Source organism: Nostoc sp. NOS(2021) (genome assembly GCF_017115025.1).
GTDB lineage: Bacteria > Cyanobacteriota > Cyanobacteriia > Cyanobacteriales > Nostocaceae > Nostoc.
This window is the reverse complement of record NZ_JABXKM010000340.1, coordinates 15,056-36,901: the sequence shown is the minus strand read 5'-3', so window position 1 is coordinate 36,901 and position 21,846 is coordinate 15,056. Positions and strand designations below refer to the sequence as shown.

The 21,846-nt window shown below is 44.0% G+C and carries 23 protein-coding genes; 10 read left to right on the top strand and 13 right to left on the bottom strand.

The genetic code is table 11. The annotated features are described in order from the left end of the window. Positions 1–7 precede the first annotated feature (7 nt). A complete protein-coding gene (locus tag HWQ41_RS33290; RefSeq protein WP_292772396.1) occupies positions 8–1,621 on the top strand; it encodes a DUF4335 domain-containing protein in 1,614 nt (537 codons plus the stop codon). 444 nt (positions 1,622–2,065) lie between these two features. On the opposite strand, the gene HWQ41_RS33285 is transcribed toward HWQ41_RS33290, so the two are convergent. From HWQ41_RS33285 to HWQ41_RS33255, 7 genes are all read right to left on the bottom strand, one after another. Beyond that, complete coding sequence (locus tag HWQ41_RS33285; protein WP_292772394.1) at positions 2,066–2,527, bottom strand: ferredoxin; 462 nt, start codon at positions 2,525–2,527, stop codon at positions 2,066–2,068. Continuing rightward, positions 2,527–2,913: a DUF1257 domain-containing protein gene (locus HWQ41_RS33280; protein ID WP_012406942.1), complete on the bottom strand. Its 387-nt coding sequence runs from the start codon at positions 2,911–2,913 to the stop codon at positions 2,527–2,529. The genes HWQ41_RS33285 and HWQ41_RS33280 overlap by 1 nt, the downstream gene beginning before the upstream one ends. A gap of 39 nt (positions 2,914–2,952) precedes the next feature. After that, positions 2,953–3,162 (bottom strand): DUF2997 domain-containing protein, encoded by a 210-nt coding sequence (locus tag HWQ41_RS33275; RefSeq protein ID WP_292772391.1) that lies wholly within the window; start codon positions 3,160–3,162, stop codon positions 2,953–2,955. Positions 3,163–3,647: 485 nt separating this feature from the next. Beyond that, a complete protein-coding gene (locus HWQ41_RS33270) occupies positions 3,648–3,971 on the bottom strand; it encodes a type II toxin-antitoxin system PemK/MazF family toxin (protein WP_292772389.1) in 324 nt (107 codons plus the stop codon). Then, on the bottom strand, positions 3,965–4,225 hold the full coding sequence (locus HWQ41_RS33265; RefSeq protein WP_292772386.1) for an AbrB/MazE/SpoVT family DNA-binding domain-containing protein: 261 nt from the start codon (positions 4,223–4,225) through the stop codon (positions 3,965–3,967). Before HWQ41_RS33265 ends, HWQ41_RS33270 begins: the two co-directional genes overlap by 7 nt. Positions 4,226–4,412: 187 nt before the next feature. Then, the gene (locus HWQ41_RS33260; RefSeq protein WP_292772383.1) at positions 4,413–4,667 is read right to left on the bottom strand and encodes a hypothetical protein; all 255 of its coding nucleotides are present in this window, start codon (positions 4,665–4,667) and stop codon (positions 4,413–4,415) included. Positions 4,668–4,783: 116 nt separating this feature from the next. Further along, positions 4,784–5,881 carry a hypothetical protein gene (locus HWQ41_RS33255; RefSeq protein ID WP_292772381.1) on the bottom strand — a complete coding sequence of 366 codons (1,098 nt, stop codon included), beginning with the start codon at positions 5,879–5,881 and terminating at the stop codon, positions 4,784–4,786. Between the two features lie 660 nt (positions 5,882–6,541). Here HWQ41_RS33255 and HWQ41_RS33250 point away from each other — a divergent pair. Beyond that, positions 6,542–6,787 (top strand): UPF0175 family protein, encoded by a 246-nt coding sequence (locus HWQ41_RS33250; protein ID WP_292772379.1) that lies wholly within the window; start codon positions 6,542–6,544, stop codon positions 6,785–6,787. Here the strand turns inward: HWQ41_RS33250 and HWQ41_RS33245 are convergent, their stop codons facing one another. Then, on the bottom strand, positions 6,788–7,042 hold the full coding sequence (locus tag HWQ41_RS33245; protein WP_292772377.1) for a hypothetical protein: 255 nt from the start codon (positions 7,040–7,042) through the stop codon (positions 6,788–6,790). After that, on the bottom strand, positions 7,029–7,217 hold the full coding sequence (locus tag HWQ41_RS33240; protein WP_292772374.1) for a hypothetical protein: 189 nt from the start codon (positions 7,215–7,217) through the stop codon (positions 7,029–7,031). The genes HWQ41_RS33245 and HWQ41_RS33240 overlap by 14 nt, the downstream gene beginning before the upstream one ends. A gap of 232 nt (positions 7,218–7,449) precedes the next feature. Between HWQ41_RS33240 and HWQ41_RS33235 the strand changes: the two genes are divergently transcribed. Next, positions 7,450–8,472, top strand: a complete 1,023-nt coding sequence (locus tag HWQ41_RS33235) for a saccharopine dehydrogenase-like oxidoreductase (protein ID WP_292772371.1) — start codon at positions 7,450–7,452, stop codon at positions 8,470–8,472. A 118-nt stretch (positions 8,473–8,590) separates the two neighbouring features. On the opposite strand, the gene HWQ41_RS33230 is transcribed toward HWQ41_RS33235, so the two are convergent. The 4 genes from HWQ41_RS33230 to HWQ41_RS33215 all read right to left on the bottom strand — a co-directional run bounded on the left by HWQ41_RS33230 (position 8,591) and on the right by HWQ41_RS33215 (position 13,864). Continuing rightward, positions 8,591–9,151, bottom strand: coding sequence for a hypothetical protein (locus HWQ41_RS33230; RefSeq protein WP_292772369.1), 561 nt, complete (start codon positions 9,149–9,151; stop codon positions 8,591–8,593). Between the two features lie 113 nt (positions 9,152–9,264). After that, positions 9,265–10,491, bottom strand: a complete 1,227-nt coding sequence (locus tag HWQ41_RS33225; RefSeq protein WP_292772367.1) for a type II secretion system F family protein — start codon at positions 10,489–10,491, stop codon at positions 9,265–9,267. 134 nt (positions 10,492–10,625) lie between these two features. After that, positions 10,626–11,753, bottom strand: a complete 1,128-nt coding sequence (locus HWQ41_RS33220) for a type IV pilus twitching motility protein PilT (protein WP_292772365.1) — start codon at positions 11,751–11,753, stop codon at positions 10,626–10,628. Positions 11,754–11,854: 101 nt separating this feature from the next. After that, positions 11,855–13,864 (bottom strand): type II/IV secretion system protein, encoded by a 2,010-nt coding sequence (locus HWQ41_RS33215; protein ID WP_292772362.1) that lies wholly within the window; start codon positions 13,862–13,864, stop codon positions 11,855–11,857. A 134-nt stretch (positions 13,865–13,998) separates the two neighbouring features. Between HWQ41_RS33215 and HWQ41_RS33210 the strand changes: the two genes are divergently transcribed. The 7 genes from HWQ41_RS33210 to HWQ41_RS33180 all read left to right on the top strand — a co-directional run bounded on the left by HWQ41_RS33210 (position 13,999) and on the right by HWQ41_RS33180 (position 21,833). Next, a complete protein-coding gene (locus HWQ41_RS33210; RefSeq protein WP_292772360.1) occupies positions 13,999–14,121 on the top strand; it encodes a hypothetical protein in 123 nt (40 codons plus the stop codon). Between the two features lie 639 nt (positions 14,122–14,760). Continuing rightward, a complete protein-coding gene (gene grpE / locus HWQ41_RS33205) occupies positions 14,761–15,510 on the top strand; it encodes a nucleotide exchange factor GrpE (RefSeq protein ID WP_292772446.1) in 750 nt (249 codons plus the stop codon). Between the two features lie 231 nt (positions 15,511–15,741). Beyond that, positions 15,742–17,700 carry a molecular chaperone DnaK gene (dnaK, locus tag HWQ41_RS33200; RefSeq protein WP_292772357.1) on the top strand — a complete coding sequence of 653 codons (1,959 nt, stop codon included), beginning with the start codon at positions 15,742–15,744 and terminating at the stop codon, positions 17,698–17,700. Positions 17,701–18,452: 752 nt separating this feature from the next. Continuing rightward, positions 18,453–19,583, top strand: coding sequence for a molecular chaperone DnaJ (dnaJ, locus tag HWQ41_RS33195; RefSeq protein ID WP_292772354.1), 1,131 nt, complete (start codon positions 18,453–18,455; stop codon positions 19,581–19,583). Then, a complete protein-coding gene (locus tag HWQ41_RS33190) occupies positions 19,583–19,840 on the top strand; it encodes a sulfurtransferase TusA family protein (RefSeq protein ID WP_292772444.1) in 258 nt (85 codons plus the stop codon). Before dnaJ ends, HWQ41_RS33190 begins: the two co-directional genes overlap by 1 nt. After that, complete coding sequence (gene rsgA / locus HWQ41_RS33185; protein WP_292772352.1) at positions 19,837–20,949, top strand: small ribosomal subunit biogenesis GTPase RsgA; 1,113 nt, start codon at positions 19,837–19,839, stop codon at positions 20,947–20,949. The genes HWQ41_RS33190 and rsgA overlap by 4 nt, the downstream gene beginning before the upstream one ends. Positions 20,950–21,071: 122 nt before the next feature. Next, a complete protein-coding gene (locus tag HWQ41_RS33180; RefSeq protein ID WP_292772349.1) occupies positions 21,072–21,833 on the top strand; it encodes a Uma2 family endonuclease in 762 nt (253 codons plus the stop codon). Positions 21,834–21,846: the final 13 nt, after the last annotated feature.

Genomic DNA, 21,846 nt, shown 5'->3' with positions numbered 1-21,846 from the left:
TCCTGCCATGCCTCTATCAAATTCTGTCATTCGTTGCTACACACCTCCAACTTGCACGCTAGAAGTCTTCGCGCAAAGCTCACCTCTGTCTCGTTGGATGGGGAAAACTGTCCTCAAACACCTAAGCTTTGAGCTACGTTTTGATGATCCCCGACTACCAGAAGAAAACAGAGTTCCAATTCGGGGCGATCGCGATCAACTCGAAGCCTTATGTGATGCAGTCACAAGCTACGTACAGCAATTCCTCCAACAGTCTCCAGAAAGCTTTTGGGTCAGTTTCTCCGGTACCCAGGACTCAAGCACAGCACTGGATGAGCCGGAATTAAAGTCTTCAATAAAAACATTAAATTCCTTTAGTACCCAGATTTCCGGGGCAAATATCCACTTAGAACCAAGTAGCTATTTAACTCACAACTTATTTCTCGGTTCTCTCGCCAATCACTCATCTGGCCCCATAATTCAACTCAGTCTGCTGCAACTATTTGATTTGGCAAGTGCTTTAGATGAATACTCGACTGATGTTATGGCACTCCCAACTCTCAACAGCACGAGTTCGAGTCTAAGGTTCCCTGCTTGGGCGCCTGTTGCCGCAGTATTAGTATTAGGTGTAGGTTTTTTACCAGTTACTTGGCAATATGCTAACAACATTAGGGAAAAGCAACAGCAGACAGCCAAAACAGCAGATCCAGCAGCGGTAAAGGAGGCTTTACAACCTTCATCCTCGCTAAACTTTCCCACGCCTGAACCTGGACTCAGCACTCCATCAGATAATTTGCTAGGTTCCACCCCTCCACTTCCCACATCCAGTTTACCCCAAGCACCTCTAACAGCCCCTAGTTCCAGTTTCTCTACACCGCCACCTCTATTTCCAAATAATTCACTGACAATACCTCAGGGAACGACTGCAACCCTTCGCACCAATCGAGCGATCGCAGCACCATCCAGCAAAATCCCAGGTCAGGAAATTGCCATATTACCAAATCTTGGACAGAACCCTACAGGGTTAAGTCCGCAAGCTGATGCTCTGCCTCAGCGGCGGAATTTACCACCCAGGCTATCTTCTACCACAAGCAGCTTACCAACTAATATCTCAGCAGTCCCGCCGTCTCTTGGCACTATACCCAATAATAGTGTTAGTAATACCCTTACCCAACCCTCCCCACTAAACTCACAACAGCAGCTAGAGGAAAGAATCAATTCCTTACAGCCACCTTCTCCTGGAGAGAAACCTGCTTCACAACTTCCCTCCTCTAGAACTGCCGATAATAATCCATTTATCGATCAATTAGGAGACGGACGCAAAACCCCGACATCCACAGAAGTAGCTACTGGCACATTATTTGATACACCTCAAGTAGCAGAAGCTAGAGAATACCTAATAAAGCGTTGGCAACCACCCACTGGACTAGCACAAACATTAGAGTACAGTTTGATAGTCAGTGTTGACGGCACAGTGGAACGAATTTTTCCCCTTAATAAGGCAGCAAGAGAATTCGTTGATAGCGCTGGGATGCCTGAAGTTGGTAAACCTTTTGTTTCCGCCAATAAACGCGGACAAAATGTCAGAATTCGAGTTGTTCTCAGTCCTGATGGCAAGGTACAGACTTTTCCAGATGAATAAATAAACTAATCCGTTTGATACCACTTGTAAAACTGGTACAAATATTGTGCCAGTTTCTATTTACTCCAATTGCTCTTGAGCTTGCCTTTTGGAGTCCAGTTACCAAACTGGTCTTACTATTGATACCACTCGAACGCGAGTGCGTCTCCCCTTCTCACATTGGGAGAGGCTAGCGCCAACGGAGAAGAGAAGGCTTTACGCTGCGCTAACAAAATTAATAATTACCCCTGCATCACAAATTAACTATATATAGATATAGGACTCCTATTTAATTTTTGAACAAGACTCAGTACGTATCTATCCCTTTTTTTCTGTTCCCTGTCCCCTCTTCCCTGTTTCCTGTCCACGCAAGTAAATTCAGGAATCAAACCGGATTCCTATATGACGAAAAACAAAAGGACTGGATATACCAGTCCTTTATTATATTGATTTAACGTTTTTATCTTAATAACGGGATTTTTTGGTCTTTAACTTTTGCTTTTTACGCCGACGTTCGCTAGCAGCCACTGCATGTTCTACCGGATAACCCACTACAGGAATTACCTGATATTTGCGCTCTTCTTCTAACTTTTTCAGTTCAGTGTAATCAACCCAGTGAATGCAATCAACTGGACAAGTGTCAATTGCTTCTTGGATAATTTCCTCACCGTCCCCATCTTGCCGAACCACGCGCGATCGCCCGTAATCTGGTTCAATGTAAAAGGTGTTACGCGCAACATGAGCGCAGTGCTTACAACCAATACAGGTGAGTTCGTCAACATAAACACCATTTTGGCGCAGCACACCGCCCAATTCCGGTTCTAAACCAGAACGTTCTGGGGCATCCCGTAAAAAACCCCCTAATTCTGGTTCCAAACCCGAACGATTATCTTCTTGTTCTTCCGGCGACGGCAAAAAATCAGCCATTACGCACTCCAGCGTTGTACTACCAGGCGAATTGAACCATCTTCATTTTTTTGTTGTTCAGAGACTTGAAAACCAACACGAGCAGTTTCCTTCACAACAGTTTGATAAGCATAGCGCTGTGTTACCTGACGCAAAAATCCATCTACAGACAGGTCTTGCTGCCAATATTGCAAGTCAGCCACCAGTTCATATTCCTTGCCATTCCATCTAAAGCCGATATCGTAGCCATTTTCCTGCTCAATACTAACTTCCGCAGGATGGGTTTGACCGCGATAGCCACGTACTTCCCGTGGCCCTGGTTTCCAGTCTACGCCCAATTCAGTCAAAGCATCTTTCAAAGAATCAAGGTTACGGATTTGAGTCTTAATTTGGCTAAAGTGTGACATGGTGGTTTTGATTTAATAACACTAAACTACTCTGAAAACTTACCAATCGCTGTAAGTGGTGTGTGTACTCGCCACATTAGATTGCTGCACCTTAGCGGCGAAATACTCTGAGGTTGGCTCATGATTAAGTACTTGCCCCAGCTGTGCCTCTATTGCTGCTGTAACCTCAGCGCAAGAAGCACCCACAATGCCAGTGACTTTTTCTTGTACCCGACCGTCTGGATAGATTATGAACTCTAATGTCTCCATGCTCTTGGCCAACCACGATAAGTACGCTTGAATTGTACTGCCTTAGCAGAAGGCTATAAATATAGCCGTAGGAACATTTTTACTTAGCTCAAAACATTTGTTAACTAATGTTCCATCTTTCAACATATATATCTCAGAATCTTTACAAAAATTATTAATTTTATAAGCATATACATCAGTATGTAGTTAGTCTCTCTTAACCTCATCGATTAGTCAAGGTAACAACTGAGGTTGCTAAGTAAGCTGCAAAAGTCCTAAAAACAAGCATTAGGGCGTAGTCTAGCCAGCAAGACAATTCATAAAAATATAAAATCTATTGAAAAACTTCATCATTACCATTAGATTTAGCTTATTGTAGCAAGGATTGCTAATTAGGTTGGATGTAGCACTAGCTGCTCTATACCTTTTGAGTACGCGGTGGTAAGTAACCTCTGCGTCACAACTAATCTTTCATAACTATCCGGTGTATGTGATTGTTAAGCACATTATTCAGCAAACATTTCAGCCAAGGTATCTAAAACTGCTTTTTGTTGATCAGAGTCAATCTGACCTAGCTTTTTGACTAATCGAGTTTTGTTAACTGTACGAATTTGATCGAGAACTATTTGCCCATCCTTGCCCTGAAACTGACAAGCAACACGAGTCGGATAAGACTGTCCTTTAGTTGTCATCGGAGCAACAATGACCGTGGCAATATATTTGTTCATCTCATCTGGTGAAATTACTACACAGGGTCTTGTCTTCTGAATCTCACTGCCAATCGTTGGGTCGAGATTAACCAAAAACACATCAAATCGATTGACTACCACTCCCACTCTAGATGCTCCCACTCTGTAGTTACGGCATCATCGAGCAGTGCATCGTCGTGTTGTTTCGCCATTGTTGCAAATGCTTCCTCCCACCCCTGACGCGATTTAGAGGCAGCACGGACAATTAGGTAACAATCTTGAATTTCAATTTCCACCTCTTCACCAATACCACTTTGTTCCAGCAGAAGTTTAGGAATGCGGATACCTTGAGAGTTCCCGATTTTAACAATACGGGTTCTAATTGCTGTTCCCATAAGGATAATTTTCCTTTATTGTAATTACATTGTGATTACTAAGAAGGATTTTGTCAACAAACGTTCAATTTTTCAATAATTTTTAATGCGATACTTAGACATCGCTCTATACACTACAACAGGCGATCGCACAAACAAATTTTAGCTTCTATAGCAATCCTAAATCATTTGTGAAAAATCACAGTTGTTAATATGGTGAAAGTTGGAGGTCTTGACGGGTTTCTTGCTGCCAAATAACTGGTTCAATATCAGTCAAAGCTTGACTCACAGGAAGTTTTTCTAATATTTCAGCCATTCTTCGTCCCCGTGCTTGTTTATCTATAACTGATTCATTTTCCAGGAATGTAACATGAACTGGGATTTGTTCCTCTTCCAATGTAGGTACATGATCAATCCACTCTAAACGACTTCCTTTCAACCAAGCTCTGAATGTTTTTAGCATTATTTTGCTTTTTATTTTTATATCTATCTTGGTATCGCTCTCAAAACTACAATATACAATAAGCGATCGCTAGATTCTCTATATTTATGTGCGTCAGGGTAGCCCATCGTAATTACTTAATTATTCAAATCTGATAGCTGTATTATCTGTATTGGAGCAAAGCCTCTTGTTTTTTGGAATTTCATTCTACACAGGAAATTAGACATTGAATCTGACGGATCAAGTGTATCAAAATTAAGATTTTCCAGAATATTTCTAGAAATTACAATTGATAAAATTGGTTCTTGCTGTATATGGCCTGTTTGAGAATCAAACAATTCACCTATGCTTGTGATTAAAACTGTCTGAACTGGTAAAAGTGCAAATAATTCTCTAGCTATGCGTAATATACAACCGCAAACATAATCTTGATATATCTCATAAAATTTTGTTTTTGGCATTTGTTTACTTGAGAGTTTACCTGTTTTGCTTAAAATTTTTATTTCTGAAGGAATAGCTTTTTCACTATTAACGTGAACTGTAACACCCATAATAAATTTGTCAAGAAGATCGAATTCAATCAGACTTCCCAATTCGCTGATATCATCAAATGGTCTCTCCATATCAATTACATCGGTATATGCTTCGATATCCCCGGCAATAATCTGTTTTGATAAATCAACTAGACTTTGCCAATTTTTATAATCTTCAGTATATTCTGAAAGTGCATTTTGGTAATTTAATATATCTGTTTTTTTGCTTTCGTTTACTGCTTTCTCTAAGGCTGATTGCTTGGCTCTCACACGTCTAAATAACTTGTCACAAAGCGTAGCCTTAAATTGAGATAACTTAAGTTTAGCAGCACGTTCATTATCATTTAATTTCTCAGGCTTTACTGGTGGTTGGGAATCACGGATTAAAGACCATTCCCATTGTTCACCACACTCTTTATGGACTGACAAAAGGCAATCTATACGGTTATCGTAAACTTGCACTTCGTATGCAGCGAGTTCCAATTCTTGCATTTTTGCTCTCAGCTTTGCCTCTTTTGCAAGTTCTCTCATCTTAATTGCAGATTGTCGTTCCTGGCGACGTTGCTCTGCTTCCCGTTGATGTTGAACTTTCTCTAGGTGACGCAGACCCTTTATAATGTCATGGCCTAATCGTCGGGCTGCTAAATTGCTTGCTCTTGTGGCTCGCGTTGCTCCCCCTCTACCGTCGTAATACCATCCCATAAAGATCATCCTTTCATAAGAATAAATTTTCTATTTTCAATATGAAACAATATGCAATCGCTTTCTAGTTATGTTATTTATACAGCTTGAGCCTGTTCATAAGCTCCAAGATTATGGCAATGTGGGCTGTAAAGTTATAATTACCTTCAAAAAATTTCATAATCTAATATCGTCTATAAGCTAGGTATTATAGTTGACACATTTTACTTAGTTAATGAATAACATTACCACTGTATTACCACTGATACCCCATCGCGGAAGCCCAAACCACTAACCAAGAAGTTCCGGGAAAAAACGACTGTAGGAATCGAATAACCCAGGATAATGAACGATAATTAACCTCCATAGCTAAAAGCCATCAGCCACAAGCTGAGATGCTGAAGGCTTTCGATTCAACTCCACAAATTGAGTATGAATACAGAACAAGCGAACAAAACAATCCGTGTCGGTGTACTAAGTTTTGGGGGATTAGGACAAGCCACCGTCAAGGTACTTAGTGGTAAACGGAAATGATTTTAGCTAGATGCAAATCAATCTCACAGATCAATCAAGGCTACGCTTACCCTTGTGATGGTTTAAATACTGACTGCAAATTTACCTGATTATTACTTGGTGATCGCCAAGCTGCTTAGAATAGTAGTGATAGAGGGGATTGTAATTATGAGCGTCGTCATTCCTAATAAAATATTAACCGCAACTCGGATGACTGAAGGCGAAATAAAGCAGGAAATTGCGGTGATGCTCTTTCAAAAAGAAAAGTTAACCCTTGCTCAAGCCAGTCGGTTTGCAGGGATGAATCGTATAGCATTTCAGCATCTACTCGCAAGTCGTCAAATTTCAGTGCATTACGGGGTCGAGGATTTTGAACAAGATATCAAGAACTTGCGGGCGATGGGTAGACTGTGATCATTTTTGGTCTTTCGGCTCCAATGCTGTGTTAGACGGCTGGTTGCTACCATTTCTTGCAGCTTCTAACTTTTGACGAATAGCTACCTGAACCTTTTCATCAAAATCAGGGTCATTGAGAGATGCAATAATTCTGAGTGGACGTTGGTTAATTCTGTTTAAATACGCCTGAAATGCAGCTTCATCTTTACGATGTTTGAGAAAATACTCTCTCAACTCGACATTAGACATTGCATCATAGTTAACGTGGCTCATCAGCAAACTCCCCGTTGGGTAGAATTTGAAACTCCAGTTCTTCGCTATAGCCAGCTAATAAATATACATTGCAAGTGCGATTATCAACACAAACAAGATGTATGGGCTGAAGCATAACATACGTAAGTTGATAGGCGATGCGGTATAGACTCTCTAGCTGGGCAGCAGTAGGCATTCTGAACATTTCTTCACCTATTGACTATCCTAGCAAGTGTTTGATGAAAATTAATTTTTGATCCTGTCCAAGTAGCTTACATAAAAAAAACATCAGTCAGCCAAAAAACCCAAGATAATGAATCATAATTAACCTCTATAGCTTTGAGCTATCAGCCATCAGCCACCAGTCCCAAGCTGGAGGCTGAGATGCCGAATGCTAAAGGCTTTTAATTCAACTTAACTAATTGACTATGAATTCCGAAAAAGTCAAAAATTCTCTAAATATTTCGCCAGCTATCCGCGTGGGAGTACTAGGTTTTGGCGGACTAGGACAAGCCGCCGCCAAGCTACTTGCTGGCAAACGGGAAATGATTTTAGTCGCAGCAGCAGATCAAAAAGGCTACGCTTACGCTGCTGAAGGTTTAAATACTCAAGAATCCATTGCAACCTACCAGTCCCAAGGTTCGCTAGGTCATTTAGAGCCAGTTGGTACGTTAACAAATCAAAGTATTCAGGATTTAATCGAAATAGCTCAACCTGTGGATGGGTATTTTCTGGCTTTACCCAACTTGCCAAATGACTTTATTCCCACTGTAGCCAAGGAGTTTATTAAATCTGGTTGGCGTGGGGTGCTAGTGGATGCGATTAAGCGCACCACTGCTGTAGAACAACTACTGGCGATGAAAGAAGAACTAGAAGCAGCCGGGATTACCTACATGACAGGCTGTGGTGCAACACCGGGATTGTTAACCGCCGCCGCCGCATTAGCCGCCCAAAGCTACGCCGAAATTCATCAAGTCGAAATCACCTTCGGGGTGGGAATTGCTAACTGGGAAGCTTACCGTGCCACCGTTCGAGAAGACATTGGTCATATGCCTGGTTATACAGTGGAAACTGCCAGGGCGATGACTGACGCGGAAGTAGAAGCACTACTAGATAAAACTAATGGCGTGCTTACCTTGACGAATATGGAACACGCTGATGATGTGATGCTAGAAGTAGCGGGAATTTGCGATCGCGATCGCGTTACTGTTGGTGGTGTAGTTGATACTCGCAATCCCAAAAAGCCCCTCAGTACCAACGTTAAGGTAACAGGGCGCACTTTTGAAGGCAAGATTTCTACCCATACCTTTACTCTGGGAGATGAAACCAGCATGGCAGCCAATGTCTGCGGCCCTGCCTTTGGCTATCTCAAAGCTGGTAAACAATTGCACCAACGCGGCATTTATGGAATATTCACTGCTGCTGAAATTATGCCCCAATTTGTCAGGTAATAGGTAGGAGTGGGGAGTTAGGAGTTAGGAGTTAAACTTGAGACTTAAAAATCTCTGGCTTTGTTGAAAATTGGCAATTTAAAACTCTTAACTCCTTACTTTTAACTCCTAACTTTTTCTAATCTGGTGGAATTTGTGGAGAGAAAATATCTGTGAAATTCTCCTCAAACAGCGAATCTGGTGTTTGCAGAATAAATGGAAGTTCGGCTCCCACTAAACCTCTTTGGATGCGTTCTAAAGTATCACTAAAAACGACAAACAGAGGATATATGATATTAGAACCCTCACTCAAAATATGACTGTGGCGGAGAGGCATCAACCACTCATAATCATTGTCCAGCCAAACTTGGGTTTGTCGCCAACGTCCTAACAAATCAGAAAAGTCTTCGTGAGCGCGATGAATAAAGACTAAAATTTCGGCTTCAGTTTTGACTTTCCACTCAGGATCGCACATCAAAATTGCCACATCACAGGGTAAGCAAATCGTTTGTGGGGCTGTTGTAGCAGTGTTGCGAAGACGGACAATTGGCAAGGGAATCGTGATCACACTTTCATCTGGACGGCGCAAACTGGGAATCATCTCCAAGTATGGCCGATATTGCTTTAGTAAGGCGATCGCAGCTAGATGACTGCTGTACTCTGCCAAACTCGCTTCGTACTGAGATTTTTGCACAGTCATAATTTATTAAATAGTGAGTAGTTAGAAGTGATAAGTTAAGAATAAACTTTAGAAGTTAGAAGTTAGAAATACAAGTTTTAACTCCTAACTCCTAACTCCTAACTTTTAATCTTCTATCCCAACGTTTCAAATACCTTAAACATAGGTAGATACATCGCTAGCAAAATGGTTCCAACCATTCCCCCCAAAACTACAATCATCACTGGTTCCAAAATACTGGTCATTGCTTTTACTGCCTGCTCGACTTCATCTTCATAGAAATCAGCAACTTTCATCAACATTGCATCTAATTCTCCAGTTTCTTCTCCGATACTAATCATCTGAATTGCCATAGCCGGAAAAACGCTTTCACTTTGTTGTAAAGCAATGCTAATCATACCTCCTTGTTGAATCTCAAGGCGGGCTGCATCTATGGCATTGGCAATCACTTGGTTTCCTGATGTATCTCGGACAATTTCTAAGCAAGTTAAAATTGGCACACCTGAACGAGTCAAAGAACCAAAAGTTCTGCTAAAGCGGGCGACCGAAGATTTTTGAATTAAGTCGCCAAACAACGGCACCTTCAGGGAAAGACGATCAATTGTTAGGCGACCACCAGGAGTTTTACCGAATTGTCCATAGGCAAATTTAAGTCCGACAATAATAAAGAGAAGGATGACAGCCTTCGGACTTCTCAAAAATTTACTAGCATCCATCAAGAATTGCGTTAGAGGTGGTAATGTAATTCCAATTTGTTCAAAAATCGTGGCAAAAATGGGAATAAGAAAAATGGTCATGCCGAGAAAGATAGCAACTGCGATAAAACCCACGACCACTGGATAAGACAATGCTGATTTAATTTGGTTTTGTAAGCGGGCAACATCTTCTAACAACTTGGCTAAACGATTCAATACTTCGTCTAGAACACCACCAACTTCGCCAGCTTGAATCATACTCACATATAATCCATCAAAGCAGTCAGGATGCTTCCGCATTGACTCTGAAAGATTCATTCCGCTTTGAACATCGATGCTAATCTCTATAAGAGCTTGTTTCAGTTTAGGATTACTACACTGTTCAGAAAGTACCCCCAGACTTCTAACGATCGCAACTCCCGCATTCATCAAAACGGCAAATTGACGGGAAAAAACGGCTTTATCTTTCACAGAAACCTTAACTAAGGAATTCTGGAATTTTTTTATGGCAACATCTAGTTGAAATCCTTGAGATTGTTTGAGTTCTTGGACTACAAAACCTTGATCTCTGAGATTAGTACGAGCTTGTACCAAGGATTCGGCAACAACTTTTTCTGTTCGGGATTTTCCTTGAGAATCGCGAACACGGGCAACGTAGTTTGGCATAAATTAATTCAAAATGGGCATTGGGAAAGAAGAGGCAAGAGGCAGGAGACAGAAGTTCTTTAATTTTGTTAGCGCAGCGTTAGCGAGTCCGCGAGCGTCATTTTGAATTTTGAATTGATTTCCCCCCAGTTTCTTTAATGCGCTTTGGCAGCCGCACCGGGTTTTGCACCTGCTGCCTGGGGTGGTACAGAAGTACCGATGAGACGTTGGATTTCATCTGGCTTGGAAGTCTTAGACATAGCCGCTTCAAAGGAGATCGTTCCTGCTTTGTACATATCGGCTAAAACCTTCTCCAGAGTTTGCATTCCCAATTTGCCGCCAGTTTGAATAGCTGAGTAAATTTGAGCTGTTTTGCCTTCTCGAATCAAGTTGGAAATAGCGGGAGTGACAATTAGAATTTCTTGAGCCATCACCCGACCATATTCACCGGGTTTAGGGCTTTTCTTGGACACCAAGGTTTGGCTAAATACTGCCACTAAGGAGTTAGACAATTGCACCCGCACTTGGGTTTGTCTTTCATGGGGGAAAACGTCAATAATCCGGTCAACTGTCTGTGCAGCGGAACTGGTGTGTAGCGTGCCAAATACCAAATGTCCTGTTTCTGCGGCGGAAATTGCCAAAGAAATCGTTTCCAAATCGCGCATTTCCCCCACCAGAACAATATCTGGATCTTCCCGCAAAGCTGCTTTCAAGGCATTAGCAAAGCTCTTAGTATCTTCCCCTAGTTGCCGTTGGTGAACCAAGCTTTTAATTGGTTCGTAGACAAATTCAATCGGGTCTTCCACCGTCAAAATATGCTCTGCCTTGGTGCGGTTAATCAAGTCAATCATTGCCGCTAGGGTAGTTGTCTTGCCTGAACCTGTGGGGCCTGTCACCAGAATTAGCCCTCTGGGCTTATCTGTCATTTCCCGCACGATATCTGGCAAACCTAATTTTTCAAAGTTAGGAATTTTAGAACTTAATGCCCGTAAGCAAGCAGCATAAGAACCACGTTCTTTATAGACATTGACCCGGAAACGAGCCAAACCCTTAACACCATAGGAACAATCCAACTCCCAGTTCTGCTCCAAGGTTTTACGCTGGGTATTGTTGAGCATACTAAAAATCAGCCTTTGACATTGATCAGCTGTCATTACATGCTCACCTATGGGGGTGAGTTTGCCACTGATGCGGAAGTAGGGAGGCAAACCTGCGGATAAATGCAAATCCGAGCCACCCATTTCAATCAACTGCTCCATCAGGTCTTCAATCATCATTTCCATAGTTCTGCTTCCTTTTAATGTTTGTTATTTGTTCTTTGTCATTTGTCATTTGTTTAAAGTTACTAAGCATCGACTAATGACTAATGATCAATGACCAATGACTACTTTTGAAACCGAGATGTCATACAGTAGGGACAATCCAGCCATTCTGGTTTCAATGTGGCATCGCAAGTCAGGCAGGTAAGACCAGTCTTGCGTTTGGCTTTCAACTCGGCTTCCAAACCAGTATCAGTAAACGTCACTCGTTCTACTTCTTCTAGGGTGGTAGAACCTTGGCGCACTAAGTCCAAACTGTAAGACAGCAAGGTTTTCATGCCCTCTTCTATTGCCACTTCCTTGATACGTTCCGTGGGTGCATCTTCATTGATGAGAGTTTGCAGGTTTTCGGTGACTCGCATGACTTCATAAACACCACAACGCCCTTTGTAGCCGACGCCATTACACAGTGGACAAAGCTGATTTTTGGTTTTGGCTTCTGCGATCGCATCTAATGTCAAGGTGTTAGCCTTATAGAAGGTGACTTCGATATCTGAGGAAGCTGATAGACCATAACGAGCCAATTCCTGGACGGTAGGAGTGTAGGGAATGCGACATTCAGGACATACACGCCGTACCAAACGTTGAGCTAAAACGCCAATTAGGGAACTAGAAACCATGAATGGCTCAATACCCATTTCTCCCAAACGAGCGATCGCTCCTGGGGCATCATTGGTATGTAAAGTAGTTAATACCAAGTGACCAGTCAAGGCAGCCTCAATTGCTGTTTTTGCCGTTTCTTTATCCCGCGTTTCACCCACCAGCAACACATCTGGATCTTGCCGCAAGAAAGCCCGCAGAGCGGTAGCAAAATCCAGCCCTTTTTCCCGAATCACCTGTACTTGAGTAATCCCTGGAAGGCTATACTCAATTGGGTCTTCCACAGTACTGATATTAATACCGGGATCATTCTTTTCTGATAATGCAGAATAGAGCGAGGTTGTTTTCCCAGAACCAGTTGGCCCAGTCACCAAAATTAAACCAAAGGGACGGCTTACCATATCCTGGACAATTTGTAAAGTCTCAGGATCGGTAATTAACTTATTCAATCCCAGTTGGGTAGAGGAGTTATCCAAAATCCGTAGCACCACCTTTTCCCCGTAACGACTGGGTAAGGTGCTGACGCGGAAATCTACTTTACGTCCCTCAAACAGCCGCCGGATGCGTCCATCTTGGGGTATACGCCGTTCAGCAATGTCTAGATTGGAGATGATTTTAAATCGGGCTGTCACCGCCGGGATGATTTTTTTCGGTAGGGGAGGGAAAGCTTCGACCAGTATCCCATCCTTCCGAAAGCGAATGCGTAAGTTTTCTTCTTGCGGTTCGATATGAATGTCAGAAACGCCCTCATGCAAGGCTTTAGCTAGGATTCTGTTGACTAGGTTGATGACTGGGGCATCCTCTGCACCCTTCATCGCTGCCCCTAGATCAGCCTCCATTTCTTCAGGAGCATCCGAAAGATCGAGATTTCCGAGATTTTCTAAATCCTGATTAATATCTGTAAACTTTTCTTGTTCCAGGTGCTTTTGCTTAACAGCCATTTCATCCAGATATTGGTTGATTAGCTGTTGGTAGTCTTCCTGTGTAATTACCATCCGCTGCAATGCCAAGCCTTGGGGGCGCAAGATGCGGTTCAGGTCATCGGAAGCCTCTAGATTATCTGGAGCGACCATCGCCACTAAAACTGAGGGCGGGGTTTGGTCTTCGTGTTTCGACAGTGGTACTAAACGATGGCGACGACAGATATCCACTGGGATGAGAGTTTCAATCAGGTTCCCCATCATCGTGTTACCAACGGAGTTGACTTCGGGATCGAGGAATTCAACTCCGTATAGTATTTTCAGTTCAAATAGCTGCTGTTTTTTATATTGCCTGAGTAACTCAGGCGATAGTTGTTGACCAGTGATTGACTCTAGTACTTCCGTTAGGGGTCTGCCAGATTTACGGCTTTCAATTAGTGCCTGCCTCATCTGTTCGGTATTGACATAGCCAGATAGTACTAGCTTGTTGCCGAAGGGCGAAAACTCTGTTCTGGTAGTTAGAGCGGTACTGCGCCGGTGTGCTGACGAGTTCATAAATGAGCAATTGATTTGGGGAAACCTCTGCTTAAAGTATTCCCGTACTGTGAGACAGAATTCTCATTTTCCAAAAAAGTCCTGAGTCACCCAACTTCTGAGCGGTGGCTTGGGCTGCTTAGAGTTCTCGCTAAATGCTGAGTCAAAAAGAAGTAGTAGTGAAGAAAATAGAAATTTCTGACTCGCTCAATCCACAAACTTTCAGTCAGAGGGGAATGGCACTAAGAAAAGATACAGCCCTTGCCCTGACTGGTTAAGAGCTTATAGGCTCTTAACCAGTCAGGGAGGCGGAGCCTCCAGTAGCTTGACCAGAGGCAGCAGCCCTCTTTTGAATACGTTCCCAGCCTGGAGGCTCTTAACGAGGCTACACAAGCCTTTGGGCTTTACAAGCGTGCCATTTCAGTCAGAGGGTACAACCCAGGACTCAGAACCTGACTTTTCACTCTGATCTGCAAAACCTCTCTCTAGTAGGGAAAAGGCTTTGAATTTTCCCCGAATCCGCGGTTAGGTTTGGCGTTAGTTTTTCCACATGATGTGAAAAGTCAAGATTCAAAACATCTGACTCAGCACTCCCGAAGGAATGACAATATTTGATAAATGGTTAAATTTTAAGTAGTAATTCCTTAAAAAACTGACTCATGAATCAGATGAGGGGCGAATCACATTCAGCGCCACTCTTCCAAATTACTTACTCCTAGAGGTACACTACTCGTTCGGGTTCCCGCCTTAGTGGCGTCTGGGCTAACGTGTTCACCATTTGCCACAATAAGAGGACGGTTACATCACTTCCAGGAACTTGTCGGCAACAAAATCGGCCTCAGTGGCAAGTCGTGGATGACGACGGTTGCAAGCTGTGGAGATAGACTGCCATAAATAGCATCTGGAATGAGTAGACAATAATGGATGAAAATAAACAGATAAACAACACAAGCCAGCAATTGGGTGAACCAACAGAGGTAAAGCAAGCAATGAAGAGTGACTCCCCAGCCCAAATTAATTTCAATGAATCTGGTAGCGAGGTTACAGAGCAAGTGGCAGCCCAAACAAATGCATCGGGAGATCCGGCTACTCTCAATTCAGAAAATAGCGTCGCGGCAACCGAGAAAACTGGAGTGGAAACGGCAGCTTTGGCAGAACTGACTCAACAAATCGAGTCCCTCAAAACGCAACTAGAAGAGCGTAGTACTCAATATATGCGGATTGCCGCTGATTTTGAGAATTATCGGAAACGCACTAGCAAAGAAAAAGAAGAGCTAGAGGTGCAGATGAAGCGGAACACGATTTTGGAATTGTTGCCAGTGGTCGATAATTTTGAGCGAGCGCGATCGCACCTCAAACCGCAATCTGATGGCGAAATGACCATGCACAAAAGTTACCAAGGCGTTTACAAACAATTAGTAGATAGCCTGAAGCGCTTGGGTGTATCACCAATGCGTCCTGAAGGTCAAGAATTTGATCCTAACCTGCACGAAGCAGTAATGCGGGAACCTACGGATGAACATCCTGAGGGAACAGTGTTAGAAGAGTTAGTGCGCGGATATTACTTGGGCGATCGCGTGCTGCGCCATGCAATGGTCAAAGTAGCTGCTCCCAAGGAAGATACACCTTCTGCACCAGAAGATCAGTCGAGTCAAGCCTTCAGTTAAGCTGTAATCGCTCGCCTCGCTGACCAAAAGTGCCTGGGTTCTAGCAAGGACGAGCATCGCGTACCTAAAACTTGCACAAGGCTTTGGATAACTTTCTGTGTTTCAACTGCTGGCGTTGCTACCAGCAACAGGGGTTCCACAGACGTTATCCGCTAGCCTTGGTTCATAGCAGCAGAAAAGTTAGTCCGCGATATATTACAGCAGAAAGACTCAGTAAAAATACTGGCGAATATGGGAAAAGTTATTGGGATCGACTTAGGCACTACTAACAGTTGCGTCGCAGTTTTGGAGGGCGGTCAACCACTTGTGATCTCCAATTCTGAAGGTGGACGAACTACTCCAAGTATTGTGGGATTTGGGAAGAGTGGCGATCGCTTGGTTGGTCAATTGGCAAAGCGCCAAGCCGTAACCAATGCCGAAAACACAATTTACAGTATTAAACGATTCATCGGCCGGCGTTGGGAAGACACTGAAGTAGAACGCGATCGCGTTCCCTACAACTGTGTCAAAGGTCGAGACGATACCGTTGATGTCCAAATCCGCTCAAAAAATTACACGCCACAAGAACTATCCGCCATGATCCTGCAAAAGCTCAAGCAGGATGCGGAAAACTTTTTGGGTGAGGAAGTCACTCAGGCAGTGATCACGGTACCCGCATATTTCACAGATGCCCAAAGACAAGCAACTAAAGATGCTGGCACGATTGCTGGACTAGAAGTCCTGCGAATCATCAACGAACCAACAGCTGCGGCTTTAGCTTTCGGATTGGAAAAGCAAGACCAAGAGCAGCTAATTTTAGTATTCGACTTAGGAGGCGGTACCTTCGACGTATCGATCTTGCAACTTGGGGATGGCGTTTTTGAAGTTAAAGCAACTTGTGGTAACAACCACTTGGGTGGAGACGACTTTGATAATGCGATCGTGCTTTGGATGATGGAACGCTTCCAGCAAGAGGAAAAAATCAACCTTTCCCAAGACAAGATGGCACTGCAACGCCTGCGCGAAGCAGCAGAAAAGGCAAAAATTGAACTCTCCAGCATGGTGAATACCTCCATCAACTTGCCGTTTATCACGGCTGATGACACCGGGCCAAAGCATCTGGAGATGGAACTCAGCCGCTCTAAATTTGAAGAACTTGCAGGGAAATTAATTGAAGCGACCATCGAACCAATGATCCAAGCACTTAAAGATGCGGATCTCAAACCACCAGCCATAGATCGGATTATTTTGGTAGGTGGTTCTACCCGTATTCCCGCAGTCCAAAACGCGCTAATTAAGTTTTTCAACGGCAAAGCTCCCGATCGCTCTATCAACCCTGACGAAGCCGTAGCATTGGGAGCGGCTATCCAAGCAGGTGTGTTGGGTGGCGAAGTCGATAATCTCTTACTATTGGATGTCACCCCTCTGTCGTTGGGAATTGAAACCTTGGGTGAAGTGTTCACCAAAATCATTGAACGCAATACCACAATTCCTACGAGTAGGTCACAAGTTTTTTCCACAGCAGTTGATGGGCAAACCTCGGTGGAAATTCACATCCTCCAAGGTGAACGGGCAATGTCACGAGATAACAAGAGTCTCGGCAAGTTTCTGCTAGCAGGAATTCCCCCATCGCCCCGTGGTGTGCCACAAATTGAAGTATCCTTTGAAATCGATGTCAACGGCATCCTGAAGGTTTCTGCCCAAGACAAAGGTACAGGTAGAGAACAGAGTGTTCGGATTACCAATACAGGTGGCTTGAGTAACAACGAAGTTGAACGGATGCGCCAAGAGGCTGAACTGTTTGCCGAAGAAGATAGAAGACGTAAAGAACTGGTTGAACTCAAAAACCAAGCAGATAATCTGTTGTTCAGTTACGAATCCACCATCAAGGATAATGGCAACTTTATCGGCGAGCATATGAAAACCTTGGCCAGTGAAAAAGTTTCACAACTCCAAGCTGCCATGATTGACTCCAGTATTTCCACTGTGGAATTTAAGCAGCGCTTAGACAACTTCCAACAAACCCTGCTGGCAATTGGTGCTGATGTTTACAATCGAGCTAACAGCCAAAGTGATGAGATTGAGGAGGCTTCAGCTAGTCTCTTAACGCCAGAAATGGACTCACCAATGAATGGCACACTAATACCACAATTCAACTTTGATTTTGACGAAGAAAGTACCGCACAGGCTGATTACGAGGCGATAGATTAGGGATTGGGCATTGGGCATTGGACATTGGGCATTGGTTATTCTCTTTGTCTCCCTTGTCCCCCCTGCTCCTCTGCTCCTCATCCCCCACTCCCTAAGTTGTAAATTTTTATTAAGACATTTTAATATATCTAAATATTTAGTGAAGTTTCACAAGACCCCAGCGGTTTGCTAGATTGTAGAAGCAAATTACTTTGGGTTACGCAGTGTGCCAGTTCAGATGCATTTCCATTGCATATGGGTGGTTTTCCACACCTAATGGTGCGGCTAGCCCCTCTGGTTGATGGGCGAGGTTTTCCTCTCCTACGTAGCACAATTGTAAAAGAGACAGCGGACTCGGCAGTGAGAAGTCTGAGCAGAGGCTTACAACCAGCTCCTAACTTCTATAGCTTTTGTCGTCTCCCACGAGGAAAGCACCTGTTGCTCAAGATTTGTCGGTGATTTTTGTAAAAGGTAAAGGGTAAAATCAGTTATTAACAAAAATTAATTTTATCTTCTGCCTGACCTCCGGCAAGCTGCCCTCTGAAGGACATTTCGTTGCTCTTCCAGAGCTGTAGGCAAATACGCCTTCCCGTAGGGTAGCAAGTGACCGTGAGTGACGTTCTACTGCCCTTCGGGTGACGCTCCTAAGGTCGCTAACGCTGCGCTATCGCCCTTGGCGTCTCCCCTTCTCCCAAAGGGAGAGGCTACGCCAAGGGAGAAGACCGCGCAGGCTCACCTTCTGCTTTCTTCCTTCTAACTTTTACCTTTGCTATATGGCCCGCGACTATTATGAAATCCTGGGTGTCTCTCGTGACACCGACAAAGAAGAAATCAAACAAGCCTATCGCCGTTTAGCCCGGAAGTATCACCCAGATGTGAACAAAGAACCGGGGGCGGAGGATCGCTTTAAAGAAATTAACCGCGCTTATGAGGTACTCTCGGAACCAGAAACCCGCGCTCGTTACGATCGCTTTGGCCCAGAGGGTGTGTCTGGTGCTGCTGGCGCTGGCTTCCAAGATGTCGGCGATATGGGCGGTTTTGCCGATATCTTTGAAAGCATTTTTAGTGGCTTTGCTGGCGGTATGGGTAGTCCCACGCAACAAAGACGGCGCAGTGGGCCTGCGAGGGGTGATGACCTACGCCTAGACCTGAAGTTAGACTTTCGGGAAGCGGTCTTTGGCGGTGAAAAAGAAATTCGGATTTCGCATCTAGAAAATTGTGAAGTTTGTAGCGGTTCTGGTGCTAAACCAGGAACCCGCCCTCGGACTTGTTCGACTTGTGCCGGATCGGGTCAAGTCCGCCGTGTCACTAGAACACCCTTTGGCAGTTTCACCCAAGTCTCGACTTGTCCGACTTGTAATGGGACAGGGATGGTAATTGAAGATAAGTGTGATGCCTGTGATGGTAAAGGCGCAAATCAAGTCACAAAGAAACTCAAAATTACCATTCCCGCTGGGGTGGATAATGGCACACGCTTGCGGATTTCTAGTGAAGGAGATGCTGGTCAACGTGGTGGCCCTGCCGGGGATTTGTACGTTTACTTGTTTGTGAATGAGGACGAGGAATTCCAACGAGATGGCATTAATATTCTCTCGGAAATCAAAGTTAGCTACCTGCAAGCGATTTTAGGTTGTCGGTTTGAGGTAGATACGGTAGATGGGCCAGTGGAACTGATCATTCCAGCTGGAACTCAGCCCAATACGGTGATGAAGTTGGAAAATCGCGGCGTACCCCGCTTGGGTAATCCCGTCAGTCGAGGAGATCATATGCTGACCGTATTAATTGATATTCCCAATAAAGTGACCCCAGAGGAGAGGGAACTGTTGGAGAAGCTGGCTAAAATTAAGGGAGATCGTACTGGTAAAGGCGGTTTAGAAGGATTCTTGGGAAATTTATTTAAGTGATGAAGCCCTCTTCTGTTTTAACTCCTGATGCTCAACTTGATTTACGCGGCACCCCTTGCCCAATTAATTTCGTGCGGACAAAACTACGTCTGGAGAAAATGCCATTGGGAGGTTTACTAGAAGTCTGGCTAGACCCAGGTGAGCCGATTGAGCAGGTTCCTGATAGTCTGACAATGGCAGGCTATCAAGTGGAACAAATTACAGACTGCACTAGTTATTTTTCTCTGTTAGTGCGCCGTCCACTTGCTAGCCAATGATAGGGGAAAATTTTGCCGCAACTGGACAATTAATGGGTACGGTGGTGGCTGTACAGGCTAATTTTTACCGAGTACAGCTGGATCAAGAGGATGAGGAGATGAGGGAGATAAAGGAGATGGGGGAGCAAGAACCTCCTCATCTTCCTTATCCCCCTCTCCTGCTTTGTACCCGGAGAACACGTCTAAAAAAAATCGGACAACAGGTGATGGTAGGCGATCGCGTTGTGGTAGAAGAGCCAGATTGGGCTGGGGGACGGGGTGCGATCGCTGAGGTTTTACCCCGCCAAAGTGAGTTAGATCGTCCGGCGATCGCCAATGTGAACCAAATCCTCTTGGTCTTTGCCGTCGCTGATCCACCTTTGGAACCTTATCAGCTGAGTCGGTTTCTGATTAAGGCTGAGTCTACTGGCTTGGATGTGCTTTTATGCTTGAATAAAAGTGATTTAATTTCACCGCCAGAACAGCAAAAAGTTAGCGATCGCCTACTCGGTTGGGGCTATCAACCGATATTTATCAGTGTTAAAGATGGCATAAATACCGACCAAGCAGCCAGATATTTGAGCCATAAAATTACCGTAATCGCTGGGCCTTCCGGCGTTGGCAAATCCAGTCTGATTAATACGCTAATTGACTCTCTTCAGCTGCGAGTAGGAGAAGTTTCTGGCAAACTGGCTCGTGGTCGTCATACCACTCGCCATATAGAATTATTTGAGTTGCCTAGCGGTGGAATGCTTGCTGATACTCCGGGCTTTAATCAGCCTGATATGGATTGTAACCCAGAAGAATTAATCCGTTATTTCCCAGAAGCAAGAGAGCGGTTAGCAGTTGCTAGCTGTCGGTTTAGTGATTGTCTGCATCGAGATGAGCCTGAGTGTGTGGTGCGGGGAGACTGGGAACGATATGAACATTATTTAGAATTTTTGGACGCTGCGATCGCTCATGAAACCCATCTGCACCAACAAGCTGATCCAGAATCCACCTTGAAGTTAAAAAGCAAAGGCAAAGGGCAGAGTGAATACGAACCCAAGTTAGAAAGTAAGAAGTATCGCCGGATTTCCCGGAAAACTCAGTTACAGGACTTGCAGGAGTTATATCGGGATGAGGAATAAGTAGTGCGATGTCTACGACGGGCTATGACGCTCCTGCGTCGCTAACGCTACGCTATCGGTGACGCACTTCTATGCAAAGGTTTGTCACGATAGCATGGATACAAATAGAAAAAGTATCTTGTATGTCTCAGCCCCTTGCCACCACTCCTAGTTTACAAGATGTCACTGAGAGTATAATTTTCCCACCAGGCGACATCTATAGTGACGAACCCCCCTTGGAATCTGACTTACACCGCGAACAAATCGATTTACTTATTCGCCTGATTAAGTGGTGGTGGCGCGATCGTCAGGATTTTTATGCTACCGGCAACCTGACGATCTATTTCAGTCCCAAGCAGAAAAAATCAGCAGAATTTCGAGGCCCTGATTTCTTTGTGGTTTTAGATACAGAAAAAAAAGACCGCAAAAGCTGGGTTGTGTGGCAAGAAAATGGTAAATATCCCAATGTAATTATTGAGATGTTATCGGATTCTACTGCCTCGGTTGATAAAGGTTTGAAAAAGCAAATATACCAGAATACATTTCGCACTCCTGATTACTTCTGGTTTGACCCAAATAACTTAGAATTCCAGGGATTTCACATAGTTGATGGGCAATATCAAGAACTTGCTCCCACTGAGTTGGGTTGGTTGTGGAGTCAGCAATTAGATATGTATTTAGGAGTTGAGTCTGGTAAATTACGCTTTTTTACCCCAGATGGGCATCTGGTAATATTGCCAGAAGAAGAAGCAAACCAACAGTTGCAGCAAGCAAACCAACAGTTACAGCAAACAAATCAACAGTTACAGCAAGCGAATCAACAACTAGAACAAGAACGTCAACGGGCTGCAATATTAGCAGAACGCTTACGAGCCGCAGGTATTGATCCTGAGCAAATATTCTGAAAATAGAATTTTA